A 12673-nucleotide genomic window follows, 5' to 3' on the forward strand; every position below is an offset into this window, starting at 1 on the left:
TAATTGTTTTCCATTTATTGTAGATTAATTTTCACGCAGATTTAAAAAAGATTTAAGCAGATTTAGCAGATTCTTTTCAAATTGCCACTAGATGCGTACTGTCTGTCATGTCGACGAAGGAGACATCTCCGCAAGCAATTCCATGCTAAATATAAACGGTAAATCTAAACTTGTCTAAGATCAATAAATAGAGTATTCTTTTTTTTAATGATATTCTAATTTACTTGTCATAAAATCTTAATTTAGCATCCAAAATCTACAATCCGAAATCGATAAATACCACCACTAAATGGAGAATATTACCGTAATTATAATGCTTTTGTTTGGCGTTGCATTTCTGAGTCTTGTTAGTAAAAGATACAATTTTCCAATTCCAATTGTTTTGGTTTTGTGCGGTGTAATTATTAGCGTAGTTCCTGGGCTTCCGGTTATTGCGTTAAGTCCCGAAGTTGTTTTTATCATTTTCCTGCCGCCTCTTTTGTATCACGCGGCATGGCATACAAGCTGGTCGGATTTTAAACAGACAATCCGTCCAATAGCTTTAGCGGCTGTTGGTCTCGTTTTTTTTACTACAGTATTAGTGGCAGTAGTGGCGCATTGGCTTATAGATGATATTTCTTGGCCGTTAGCATTTTTGCTTGGAGCTATTGTTTCACCTCCAGATGCGGTTTCTGCAACAGCGATTACCAAAGGTTTAGGACTTCATCCAAGATTAATTGCAATTCTTGAAGGAGAAAGTCTCGTGAATGATGCCAGCGGTCTTGTGGCGTATAAATATGCTTTAACAGCAATAACAGCAGGGAATTTTGTTTTATGGCAGGCAGGACTAAACTTTGTTTTAATGTCTATTTTGGGTATTGGAATAGGTCTAGGTGTTGGGTTTATAATGCACTATATTCACAAAAGATTTGTTTGTGATGATATTATTGAGGTAACACTTACCTTGTTAACACCATTTGCATCTTATTTAATCGCCGAACACTTTCATGGTTCGGGGGTTTTGGCTGTGGTCACTACTGGATTATTTTTGGCAGCAAGATCAGGAACTATTTTTTCTCATGAAAGCCGAATCATGACCAATACAATTTGGGATGTTTTGAGTAATATTTTGAACGGCTTAATCTTCATTTTAATTGGATTACAGTTAAGACAGATCATTGACGGAATCAGCAATTATTCAGGAACTTCCTTATTTATATGGGGAGCCGTGATTAGTATTGTGGTTATTGTAGTTCGATTTTTGTGGGTTGTTCCAGCGACAATAATTCCTAGAATGATCAGCAAAAGAATCCGATTGAAAGAAGAATTTGATTATCGAAATATGATCATTTTTGGCTGGTCTGGAATGCGGGGCGTGGTTTCGATGGCCGCAGCTTTGGCTTTGCCGTTAATGCTGAATAAGACAGAAGGATTTCCGCTTCGTAATTTGATTATTTATTTGGTTTTTTGTGTAATACTTTCCACTTTAGTTATTCAAGGGCTTACGCTTCCGTGGCTGATTAAAAAACTAAAAATTGAAAGATATTCTATTTTAGCAGAAGAATATGATGTTCGAAATATAATAGTTTCTGAAACGATTGCTCATATCGAGGATAATTTTTCATTATTAGATGATGAATTACTTCACAACATTAAAAGTAAATACGAAGTAAAATTTAACCGACTGCAAAAAACAGAACTTCCCGCTAACTTTTTTGGAAATGGAAAAGTACTAGACGGACAAATTTTTAACGAGTTTACGCGAGTTCAGATTGATCTTTTGAATGTAGAACGAAACAAACTCGAAAGTATGCATAAAAAGGGTGCTGTAAACGAGGAGATTTTCCGCAAAATAGAAAAGGAACTTGATTTGGAAGAAACGCGTTTGTGGATGGAAATGTATGAAGAATAAAACTTCAAAAAATAAATTCCAAAAAATAAACTCCAAAAAATAAATTCCAAATTCCAACTCCAAATTCCAAATTGCAAATATTGCTTTGTCAAAGTTCTGAACTTTGACAAAGCTTTTTTCTTTTACGATTCTTTAACTCGGAATATTTACATCGCTAACCGCTAAATTAGCACTGGCCTGCGCCATAATCTTAGAAGTATTTTTATTAATGACTTCTGCTTTTATATTGATGATCGTTTTGCCTAATTTTTCTACTTTCGTTTTTACTATAACCGTTTGAGATTCGAAGGCGGGGTTAAAATAATCGATGTATAAATTTATCGTCGGATAGAATTTTTCTAATCCCAAAACCATAAAATTTACGCCGATACAATCATCAATCATTCCAGCAGTTACACCGCCGTGAAGCATTCCCACAGGATTTGTCATTTCTTTTCTAACTTCGAATTCAAATTCAATTCCTTTTTCTTCAACCGCTATTACTTTTCCATTGAGCCAATGTGCAAAAGGAGAGGGACTTTCTGTAAAATGTTTTCCAATAAAACTTTGTAGAAATTGTAATCTTTTGTTTTCCATTTTATACTATTTAAGCGGATAATTTGATATTGTTTTTAGCCGGGTTAATTAATTTATAAGCTGTTTTTGGAAAAAATCGACTTAGGAAATAAACAATTTTGGTGTCGCCTACGCGAATGGTAAAGTTGTTTTTGTGAATACTATCAATTAAGGCTTTTACTAATTTTTCTGGTGTAATTGTTTTAGCGTCAATTCCTTTCGCCATATCTGTTGCTACTAACGGAGGTAATAATTCAAAAACTTTGACATTGCTTTTAGCTATTTCTAAATGATTTCTAAGTGATGCTGTATAAAAACGTAACGCAGCTTTTGTAGCTGAATAGGTTGCCGCTCCATTAGAAGGAACATAACTCAAGATAGAAGTCGTATTGATGATGGCACTTTCTGGTCGGCTTTCAAGCATTTTAAGAAATAAATTATTCAATCTTATAACACCCAAATAGTTTATATTCATTTCGTAAGCCGCCAGATCTGTAATTTGATCGTTTGTTTTAGCTAAATTATTTGGCGGATTTATAACGCCTGCATTGTTGTACAGAATATCGATTCCGCCCAGACTTTCTATTTGATGATATAATTTTAAAGCATCATCTGGATTCGCAACGTCATTCTGAATAGCTGTTACTTGCGGATAAAGTTTTTTGGCTAAATCTAATTTCTCCTGATTTCTCCCTGTAATAATTACTTTGGCTCCATTTGCCAAAAATTGTTTAGCAGATTCTAATCCAATACCTGAAGCACCGCCTGTAATTAATATTGTTTTTCCTTTTAAGTTCATTTTTTCTGATTTTAGAAGTGTATAATTTGTTTCGTTTAAGAATATTAAATAAATTTGCTTGCATTTTGCAAGTACAAATATATTAATTACTTGCAAAGCGCAAGTGAATTTTTAATTTATTTTTTATGGCAGCTTCAAAAAAAAGATCAAAATGTCCAATAAGTACTTCTCTGGAAATATGGGGAGATAAATGGTCTTTGTTGATTATTAGGGATTTGATGTTTAAAAAACAATCTACTTATGGAGATTTTTTAAAGTCAGAAGAAAAAATTGCTACCAATATTTTGGCAAGCAGACTTCTCGTTTTAGAAGAAAATGATTTAATTGTAAAATTGGAACATCCCGAAAGTAAAGCCAAAGTACTGTATCAATTAACCGAAAAAGGAATAGAGTTATTTCCGGTTGTATTAGAAATCAGTTTATGGGCCGAGAAATACTATGAAATCCCAGAAGAAAGAAAAATTATACTAGAAAAAGCAAAACAAAACAAAACAGAATTTATAGAAAAATCTGTAAAGAAGATGAAGGAGAAGTTTTGATGGTTGATAGTTTATAGTTTATAGTTTATAGTTTATAGTTGATGGTTTATAGTTGATGGTTTATAGTTGATGGCTTATAGTTGATGGTTAATGCTTAATTGTTGATTAATGATGGTCAGAGATTTTATTTTAATGTTGTCTTTCTGAGCGAAGTCGAAGAATCTGCTTAAAATATGACTCAATTAGCAATTGACAATTAACAATTAACAATTAACAATTAACCATTAAATAACCCCCATTTTCTGCATTAAAAAAGTTGCACTTTTATTTTTACAGATTCCGTTTCTGAGTTTATAATCGAAGTGTAATTCGTTATTTTGAATCTCAACCTCGAAACATTGATTGGTTAAAACTTCTGGATATTCGTTTGTTGTTAAGCAGACTTCGATATCGTGTGTAGCGATTGCCCCAACTGCTTTTTTAGAAATTATTTTCTTCACAACCTCAATAGTTCCGTTTCTTTTGTCATCAGAATTTGTACCTCTTAAAATCTCATCCAATAAAACAAAAGCAGGCTGATTTTCAAGCGCATCCATGATCTGTTTTAAACGTTTAATTTCAGCAAAAAAGTAAGATTCACTATCCGATAAAGAATCTGATAAACGCATTGAAACCAATACTGGAAGTGGATGTATTTTAGCTTCTGCAGCACAAACAACTGAACCAATTCCGCCCAATACCATATTGATTCCTAAACTCCTTAAAAAAGTACTTTTTCCCGACATATTAGAACCTGTCAAAATCACAAAAGAAAGCGGGTAAAAATTAGTGTCATTTCCTATTCGAGTTGCAGGATTCAATAACGGATGACTAAGGTTTTTAAATTCAATTTTATATTCTGAATTGATTTCAGGAAAGACAAAATCAGAATTGTTGTAGGCTAAATTGGCAAGACTATTTAAAGCTTCAATTTCGCCAATAATAGAAATCCAGTGATCAAGTTCAGAAGCATAATTGTCTTTCCATTTCAAAAGCGCTTTTAAAACGTGCAGATTAAATAAAAATGTGCCGTTGAATAAAGTTGCAGTTACAAAATTGCTTATGGTATCCATTCTCGAAAACAATTCTGAGAGCTGTTTTAAATGCTGGCTGGATTTTGCATTTTTAAAATGAAGCTGTTCCTGTAATCGTATTAATTTTTTGGACTGGAAAGATTCGTTTTCAATTTTCTCCATCAATAAACTATACTGTTTTATGATTTTATCAACGTTATCTGCTTTCGCTATTTCTGACTGGATTCTTTTTACTGATCTTCCTAAAACAATTAAATTCACAATAAAAACATACGTCAAATACGATAATAGAATAGTTTTTGAAGTAAATAAATATGTAGCTAAAACTCCAAAAAATAATGTTGGAAGAAGTATTGAAAGTGCAATTAAAACTTTAGGTAAGGAATTATTTTTAAAAGAAATCCAATGTTTTATTGCTTCATAAGATGCTTTAGAATCGTCGCTTATTATGGCTAAAGCTTGAAATTCCTGTCTCCAGTCAACTTTAGTTTTCAATTCGTTTACAGCTTCTTGATTTTCTAAAATCGCAGCTTCAGGAAGTGTATGCAATAAAAGGTCTGCAAGTGTTTTTTTTCCGATATAAGAGGCTGTTCGGTTTATATTTTGAAATAAAGAATGTTCTCCAAAAATGTCTAAATCGTAAGCATACGGATGATGAAAATCGATAAATTCAGCTCCGTTTTCAAATGATGTTTTTTCTCTTTTTAAGAAAGAAATTTCGTTTTGATTGATTTTTAGTAGCGTTTCGGCCAGCAGTTTTTTAAAAGACAATCGCGAATGGATTCTCATTAAAATGATAAAACCAGCAAAAGACAGAACAGCTAAAATGACATAAAGTATTTCGCTTGTTTTGATGTAATAAAACATGAAAAACAATAAAAGAAAAATACTCAATAACCTCAAAAGGCTTATGCTGTTATATTTTTTGTTGGTTTTATTATATAGTTCTGAATACGTGCTGACTTTGTCTTGATATGCTTTCATTAGAATAATTTACTGAAATACAAATATAGCTTTTAAGCGACAAAATCATCAGATATTAGAATTAATCTTCATGCATAACTAATACCGGAATTGGAACTTCTTTTGAAATCTTTTTAGTAAAACTGGAATCAAATAGACTTTCAAAGAAAGATCTTTTGTGTGTAATAGTCGTTAAGATATCAATGTCTTTGTACAAAATAAAATCTAGAATTGTTTCTTTAACTTCGTCACTAGGCAAAACTAAAAACTCCACATTTTCTTCGGCAAATTCTCTTTCCCATTCTTTTACGGTTGCATCAGTAACATCAGAATCGGATGTTTTTACATAGAGACTTTTAACTTTTGCATCTGTTTTCTTTGCTATTTTCAGGATTTTCTTAAGCTCTTTTTTATCTTTTTCACGATAACGGGTCGTAAAACCAATTGTTTTGATTTTTTTGAATTTAGCTTCAAGAGGAACACATAAAACTGGAACTTCAACTCCCGAGATAACAGAGTTTGTATTAGACCCCGTAAAGAATTTCGTCCAATCCGATTCGCTGTTTGTTCCCATTATTACAAAATCGATTTGATCTTCTTCAACCGCGTTTTTCAGATTGTATAAAAGATCGCCGTCCATTAAACGGTGTTTGATCACAATATCGTCTAATTTACGTTCGGCAGCAATAGTTCTTAATTTTGGAATTTCATCTTTGAACATTTCAAATTTGGCTAATTCGATTGAACTGTATATAGAAGCATAATTCTCTGGAAAGAACTGGCTGTCGTAAACTGGAATTTCAAATGTATGAAGCAAGATTAATTCGGCTTTCACAATTTTAGCAAATTCTAAAGCATGTACAAATGCATTTGTCGATGCATCAGAGAAATCGGTAGGGAATAATATCTTTTTCATTTTATTAGGATTATGGTTTGTCTCTCAAATTTACTCATTCTAAGAGTAAAACAACCTGATAATTATCAGTATTTTAACACTTAATGATTTGTTAATACCTATTAATTTTAAGATTTAAGATAGGATTTCAATTCAAAAGAAATTATTCCTTTTTTTATACCTTTGCAGCATGATAAATCAAGATTCTATAGTCGCTTTGGCCACACCATCTGGAGCTGGAGCTATCGCCATAATTCGAATTTCAGGATCCGACGCCATTACGATTGGTAATTCGGTTTTTAAATCTATCAAAAACAAAGATTTAACCAAACAGAAAACACATACACTTCATTTAGGACATATTGTAGACGGAAGCAAAACGCTTGATGAAGTTTTGGTTTCGGTATTTAAAGGTCCGAATTCATATACAGGAGAAGATACGATTGAAATTTCGTGCCACGGATCAACTTATATTCAACAGCAGATTATTCAATTATTACTTCGAAATGGCTGTAGAATGGCCGATGCAGGTGAATTTACGCTTCGTTCTTTCTTAAACGGAAAACTAGATTTATCGCAGGCAGAAGCCGTTGCCGATTTGATTTCGTCTGATAATGAAGCTTCGCACCAAATTGCCATGCAGCAAATGCGAGGCGGATTTAGTAATGAAATTGCCAAACTTCGTGAAGAACTTTTGAATTTTGCTTCTTTAATCGAGTTAGAATTAGACTTTGCAGAAGAAGATGTAGAATTTGCAGACAGAACTCAGTTTCATGAATTATTAAACCGAATTGAATTTGTTTTAAAGCGTTTGATCGATTCATTTGCAGTTGGAAATGTAATTAAAAACGGAATTCCAGTTGCTATTGTCGGTGAGCCCAATGTTGGAAAATCGACTTTGCTGAATGCTTTATTGAATGAAGAAAGAGCAATTGTTTCGGATATTGCAGGAACAACCCGCGACACAATCGAAGATGAACTAGTAATTGGAGGTATCGGATTCAGATTTATTGATACTGCAGGAATTCGTGATACAAAAGATGTTGTAGAAAGTATTGGAATAAAGAAAACTTTCGAAAAAATAGAACAGGCACAAGTGGTAATTTATTTATTTGACGGATTGAAATTTCAAACGTCAAGTTCTGATTTTGTTTCTGAAATTGAACAAATCAAAAATAAATATCCCTTAAAGCCTTTGCTTATTGTAGTGAATAAAAAAGATGTTTTATCTGCAGATGAAGTTCAAAACATCACCACTAAACTTGAAAATTTAAACGCCAAACTTTTATTAATTTCTGCGAAAGAAAAAGTAGGTGTAGAGGATTTGAAGAATGAATTATTATCTTTTGTAAATACTGGGGCACTTCGTAATAACGAAACGATTGTAACTAATACAAGACATTATGATTCGTTATTAAAAGCTTTGGACGAAATCCAGAAAGTGAAATTTGGTCTAGAAACAGGTCTTTCAAGCGATCTTATGGCGCTGGATATCCGAGAAGCTTTGTACCAATTTGGACTGATTACAGGTCAGGTCTCAAATGACGAATTGCTTGGGAATATCTTCGCAAATTTCTGCATCGGGAAATAAAAGGCGCAAAGAAACGCAAAATAAAAACAAGCAAAAGAGCTAAAATGTTGGTAATTAACATTTTAGCTCTTTTTTTATTCAATTGTTTTTTGGAATATTTGATGGTTGTTTTGCTCAGATTTGTACCCCAGTTGTACCTCGAATTTCGAGGTACAAATATTTGTACCTCAAAGGACAAATTATGACACTCAATGGCACACAGTGGCGCATAAACGCACCTTGCGGCACGTTAAGGCACAAAAGAACGGACAAAGTAGGACACATAACTTAAAAATGTAAGAAAATTATGAGTTCAAACATTCGGATTAACAAAATCTGCGAATTTTGCGGTAATGAATTTATCGCGCAGACAATTAAAACACGCTTCTGCTCCCATAAATGCGGGAGTAAGAGCTACAAGGTTAGAAAAAGACAGGTAACTAATGATGTTCCGGAAGAGACATCTGAAGGCATGAGAAGCTATGATTTGGAGGTGCTGAAAAAGCAGGATTTTTTTACCATCGTACAGTGCAGCCAGATTTTTGGAATCAGCAGAAGGACAATATTCAGAATGATTGCCAGAAATGATTTAGATATTGTAAAACTTGGAAGAAGAACCCTGATATCTAAACACAGCATAAGCAATTTATTTACTGTTCAGAAACCTGAGGCTGAAGGTAGTGACAACAATACAATTGATTTTGATATGGATGACTGCTATACCATTACCCAGGCACAGGTAGCTTATAACATTAGCCAGAGCGGCTTGTATTTTATTATGAAAAAGTATGATATAAAAAAAATTACTTCAGGTAAATATACATACGTGCAGAAAAAGGATTTAGATGTTTATTTAAAAGGTATTGATCATGAGTAAAAGTATTATCACACTAAGAAAGAAAGTTATTTCTGGAGGAAGGTTATCTCTTTATCTAGATTATTACCCTCCTTTTTGGGATTCAAAAACCAACAGTTTCTCAAGACGCGAATTTTTGAAACTCTATCTTTACCAGAAGCCTGCCGATCAGTATGAGAAAATGAGTAATACCGAAAACCTTCATACTGCTGAACTCATTCGGGCAAGAAAGCAGAATGAAATTAATAAAAGTGAAATTTATTCCTCATTTGAAAAAGAACAGCTTCAGATACAATCAGTAGGAAAAGAATCTTTTCTTCAATATTATAAAAATTTAGGAAATAAGAAGGTAGGTAACAATTTATCAATCTGGGCCAGTGCTATTATTCATTTTGAAGCTTTTTTAAAAGGGAGGGACCTGCTATTTAAGGACGTGACTGTTACTTTAATTGAAGATTACAGGGATTATCTTTTAAAAGCTAAAAGTTTAAGAAAGAATAAAAAACAGTTGTCTCGAAATACGGCTCTTTCTTACTATAATAAAATAAAAACAACCCTGAAAGCAGCCTACAAAGAAGATAAACTGAAAACGGATGTAAATGCAAAGATAGGATCGATAAAGGAAATGGAATCCCAAAGAAATTTCATGACCCTTGAAGAAACCCGCAGGCTTTTTGCAACGCCCTGTCCTAATTTGATTGTCCGTAAGATTTCTATGTTTTCTGTTCTTACGGGGGTTAGGTACTCGGATATTTCCAAGCTGATCTGGTCCGAACTGCATCACATTGAAAATGATGGGCATTACATTATTTTCAGGCAGAAAAAAACGGAAGGTACAGCTTCAATACCAATTTCTGATGAAGCTTTTGAACTGCTGGGAAAGAGAAAAGGGGAAAATGAAAAGGTATTTAAAGATTTAAATAAATGGGATGTTGACCGTACGCTTCCTGTGTGGGTAGCATTATCGGGCATAAATAAACATATTACCTTTCACTGTTTCAGACATACGTATGCAACTTTACAGCTTACAGCAGGAACTGATATTTTTACTATTTCCAAAATGCTCGGACACAAGAGTGTAAAAACTACTCAGATCTATGCAAAAGTGATTGACCAGAAGAAAAGGGATGCTGCTAACAGAATTTCTTTGGAGTAAATTTTGGTTTAATATACAGATTCAAAAAACACCTTGTTTTAATAATGAGGTGTTTATCTGTATTTGATTATAATGTGAAAAAATAAAAGTTTTATGTTCTTTATAGTGACCTCAACGGGACAAATTACAACATCTTTTTTGGATGATTTGAAGAAATTGGCTTACTACATGTAATGTCTGTCTTTCATTGGCTTTGTAAATTTGGTTTAGATGTCCTGTTGGGGATTGGTGTAAAAAAATATAAAAACTCAATTTGTTTGCGGTATTAATCTGGGAGACAATTCTACAATTATTATGAAGTATTTGAAAATATTGTTATACTTAAGGGAGAATTGTCTTTCATTGGCTCTATGAATTACTGTCTGGGATTTTAAAATAAATTTATTTGATTTTCGAAATCTTTTTGAACAAAATGATTATTTATTTGGTTAAATAAGTCTTCCTCAAATTTTGTAGTAAAAATTTCATAATTAAATAGCAAAAAATTTTCCACATTCGTCTAAGCTTTTTGGGAGAGAAAAAGTATGAAGTCCATACTTATTGATTGTTGTTTGACCGAAGTTAAAAATTGGTTTATTTCTATAATGTTGATCAATATTTTTTGTTGAAAGGAAACAATAAGTTTCTCCCAAATAAAAACAAAATTAGTGTATTTTTGCATTTACAAACAAATTGGCAATCTTGAAAAAGTATATTATCATAGTACTTTGTGGTCTAATTTTTCTTCCCTCTTTGGGAAGCATGTTTGTATATGCTTCATTTAAACTAAATCAGCAGGAAATTGCCAAAACAATCTGTGTACAGCGCAAACAGATTTTTAACTCTTGTAATGGTCGATGTGAACTGCAAAAAAGTCTTAAAAAATATTCTGATAACGAAAAACAAATGCAGGACATTCTTAAAGAAAAAGTAGAGATTGTCTATATCTGCAACTCTGAAGTAAACTTTACTTTTTTAACTCCAGTAGGATATCACAAAAATGTTTTTGCTTTTTTAAGCAGCAAACCAATTGGAATTTCCTCTGCTACTTTTCGCCCGCCCGCCACTATTTTATACATCTAAATTTCTTTTCAAATTCATTAAGAAAAATTTGTCATTGCCTTTTGCAACTTGACAATACCGCTATTGCTATGAACTAAGTTGATTTTTCTGTATTCATTTATTCTTAATAAGATAAAAGATTAACATAGAAAATTTAAAAGTTTTGGTCAGTTGGCTTTATGAAGTCATATCCTCATCAATCTACAATAACAACTTTATTTAGCGTTGTTTGTTATAGGCTTTGTAATATCCTTATTCGAAAAACCGAATGGACTTTATTGATGAATCTTCATTGAAATTATACATGCAAACAAGTCAGCAGTTTATAACATAATCTGCTTGATTAAATATTTAAATAATAAAAAAATGAAAAAAATAGCTTTGATTCTTTTGCATTCTCTATTTGTAATATCGTGTGAGAAAGCTCAGGAGAAACTTCCAATATTAGGAAATCCAATAGTAAAAGGAAATGAAACGCAGTATCCGCGTATCAAAAACTTTTCGTTTACGAATCAGGATAGTCTGAAAATTACCAATAATACTTTTGACGACAAGATTTATATAGCCGATTTTATTTTTCTTTCCTGCCCTTCAATCTGCCCGAAAATGAACACACAACTTAAAAAAGTGTATGATGTTTACAAAACTAATAACGAGGTATTGTTTCTCTCGCATACCATTGATCCTGATCACGACACAATACCGCGCCTTAAAGCTTATACGGTGGATCACGACATAAAAAAGAATTGGCATTTTGTTACGGGAAACAGAGACAGTATCTATAAAATTGCAACCGAAAGCTATTTTGCAACGGCATATCCGGATAAAAATGAGCCGGGAGGTTTTGTGCACAGCGGCGGATTTCTGCTTATAGATAAAGACAGGCACGTTCGGGGGGTTTATGATGGCACAAATCCAAAGGAAACAACAAGACTAATTGCTGATTTGAAAACTCTTTTAGAAGAAAGTGAGGCCAAATAACAGTTTACTGATGAAAAAATACATCACTTTATTTATTCTTATGCTGCTCGCTTTTCAAAATGCAGGCAGTACTTGGATTATTGGTGATTTTTACATCAATCAGGATTATATTGCCAAAAATGTCTGCATCAACAGATTTGATACAATCCCCATTTGCAACGGAAAATGCTATCTCGAATATAAATTAAAAGCAAATGACAAACAGGAGCAGAAATTTCCAACGGTAACCTATAAAGAAGTACAGCTGTTTTTGCAGCATCCAGATCAGTTTTTATTCAAGGCGGTGCGTTTTGTCTTCAAAAAAAAGTTTCCGGCGCTGCACGCTGAAAGTCATAAGTCCAGTTATATTTTTTCGATTTACCATCCTCCCAGATGCGGTTAATACTCTCGTTTTAGTATTAATCATAAAATAAA

General features: G+C 32.8%; 12 protein-coding genes. 8 read left to right on the forward strand and 4 right to left on the reverse strand.

The genetic code is table 11. From position 1 onward, the window contains the following. Window positions 1–289: 289 nt before the first annotated feature. Window positions 290–1891, forward strand: coding sequence for a Na+/H+ antiporter (locus tag BSF42_RS20935; protein WP_095955050.1), 1602 nt, complete (start codon window positions 290–292; stop codon window positions 1889–1891). A 132-nt stretch (window positions 1892–2023) separates the two neighbouring features. Here the strand turns inward: BSF42_RS20935 and BSF42_RS20940 are convergent, their stop codons facing one another. Together BSF42_RS20940 and BSF42_RS20945 are read right to left on the reverse strand one after the other, a co-directional pair. Next, window positions 2024–2467 (reverse strand): PaaI family thioesterase, encoded by a 444-nt coding sequence (locus BSF42_RS20940; protein WP_095955051.1) that lies wholly within the window; start codon window positions 2465–2467, stop codon window positions 2024–2026. Window positions 2468–2477: 10 nt separating this feature from the next. Further along, entirely contained in the window at window positions 2478–3245 is a 768-nt protein-coding gene (locus BSF42_RS20945; protein WP_095955109.1) for an SDR family oxidoreductase, read from the reverse strand. A 125-nt stretch (window positions 3246–3370) separates the two neighbouring features. Here BSF42_RS20945 and BSF42_RS20950 point away from each other — a divergent pair, with 125 nt between their 5' ends. Continuing rightward, window positions 3371–3784: a helix-turn-helix domain-containing protein gene (locus BSF42_RS20950; RefSeq protein WP_095955052.1), complete on the forward strand. Its 414-nt coding sequence runs from the start codon at window positions 3371–3373 to the stop codon at window positions 3782–3784. Window positions 3785–4008: 224 nt separating this feature from the next. Here BSF42_RS20950 and BSF42_RS20955 read toward each other — a convergent pair whose 3' ends face one another. Beyond that, window positions 4009–5781, reverse strand: coding sequence for a DNA mismatch repair protein (locus tag BSF42_RS20955; RefSeq protein WP_095955053.1), 1773 nt, complete (start codon window positions 5779–5781; stop codon window positions 4009–4011). 61 nt (window positions 5782–5842) lie between these two features. Beyond that, on the reverse strand, window positions 5843–6676 hold the full coding sequence (locus tag BSF42_RS20960; RefSeq protein ID WP_095955054.1) for a universal stress protein: 834 nt from the start codon (window positions 6674–6676) through the stop codon (window positions 5843–5845). A gap of 169 nt (window positions 6677–6845) precedes the next feature. On the opposite strand from BSF42_RS20960, the gene mnmE reads away from it, so the two are divergent. The 6 genes from mnmE (at window position 6846) to BSF42_RS20990 (ending at window position 12641) form a co-directional block, all read left to right on the forward strand. Then, window positions 6846–8246, forward strand: coding sequence for a tRNA uridine-5-carboxymethylaminomethyl(34) synthesis GTPase MnmE (gene mnmE, locus BSF42_RS20965; RefSeq protein ID WP_095955055.1), 1401 nt, complete (start codon window positions 6846–6848; stop codon window positions 8244–8246). Between the two features lie 286 nt (window positions 8247–8532). After that, a complete protein-coding gene (locus BSF42_RS20970) occupies window positions 8533–9102 on the forward strand; it encodes a DNA-binding protein (protein WP_095955056.1) in 570 nt (189 codons plus the stop codon). After that, entirely contained in the window at window positions 9095–10237 is a 1143-nt protein-coding gene (locus BSF42_RS20975) for a site-specific integrase (RefSeq protein WP_095955057.1), read from the forward strand. The genes BSF42_RS20970 and BSF42_RS20975 overlap by 8 nt, the downstream gene beginning before the upstream one ends. A gap of 681 nt (window positions 10238–10918) precedes the next feature. Then, on the forward strand, window positions 10919–11299 hold the full coding sequence (locus BSF42_RS20980; protein WP_253251132.1) for a hypothetical protein: 381 nt from the start codon (window positions 10919–10921) through the stop codon (window positions 11297–11299). A gap of 345 nt (window positions 11300–11644) precedes the next feature. Continuing rightward, window positions 11645–12259 (forward strand): SCO family protein, encoded by a 615-nt coding sequence (locus BSF42_RS20985; RefSeq protein ID WP_095955059.1) that lies wholly within the window; start codon window positions 11645–11647, stop codon window positions 12257–12259. A gap of 10 nt (window positions 12260–12269) precedes the next feature. Continuing rightward, window positions 12270–12641: a hypothetical protein gene (locus BSF42_RS20990; protein ID WP_095955060.1), complete on the forward strand. Its 372-nt coding sequence runs from the start codon at window positions 12270–12272 to the stop codon at window positions 12639–12641. Window positions 12642–12673 lie beyond the last annotated feature (32 nt).

It is taken from the genome of Flavobacterium sp. ACN6, from assembly GCF_002304005.1.
Taxonomy (GTDB): Bacteria; Bacteroidota; Bacteroidia; order Flavobacteriales; family Flavobacteriaceae; genus Flavobacterium.

Bases quoted from the DNA above. Each gene is read 5' to 3' on its own strand.
- BSF42_RS20935 (WP_095955050.1), top strand. From the start codon at position 290: ATGGAGAATATTACCGTAATTATAATGCTTTTGTTTGGCGTTGCATTT.
- BSF42_RS20940 (WP_095955051.1), bottom strand. From the start codon at position 2,467: ATGGAAAACAAAAGATTACAATTTCTACAAAGTTTTATTGGAAAACAT.
- BSF42_RS20945 (WP_095955109.1), bottom strand. From the start codon at position 3,245: ATGAACTTAAAAGGAAAAACAATATTAATTACAGGCGGTGCTTCAGGT.
- BSF42_RS20950 (WP_095955052.1), top strand. From the start codon at position 3,371: ATGGCAGCTTCAAAAAAAAGATCAAAATGTCCAATAAGTACTTCTCTG.
- BSF42_RS20955 (WP_095955053.1), bottom strand. From the start codon at position 5,781: ATGAAAGCATATCAAGACAAAGTCAGCACGTATTCAGAACTATATAAT.
- BSF42_RS20960 (WP_095955054.1), bottom strand. From the start codon at position 6,676: ATGAAAAAGATATTATTCCCTACCGATTTCTCTGATGCATCGACAAAT.
- mnmE (WP_095955055.1), top strand. From the start codon at position 6,846: ATGATAAATCAAGATTCTATAGTCGCTTTGGCCACACCATCTGGAGCT.
- BSF42_RS20970 (WP_095955056.1), top strand. From the start codon at position 8,533: ATGAGTTCAAACATTCGGATTAACAAAATCTGCGAATTTTGCGGTAAT.
- BSF42_RS20975 (WP_095955057.1), top strand. From the start codon at position 9,095: ATGAGTAAAAGTATTATCACACTAAGAAAGAAAGTTATTTCTGGAGGA.
- BSF42_RS20985 (WP_095955059.1), top strand. From the start codon at position 11,645: ATGAAAAAAATAGCTTTGATTCTTTTGCATTCTCTATTTGTAATATCG.
- BSF42_RS20990 (WP_095955060.1), top strand. From the start codon at position 12,270: ATGAAAAAATACATCACTTTATTTATTCTTATGCTGCTCGCTTTTCAA.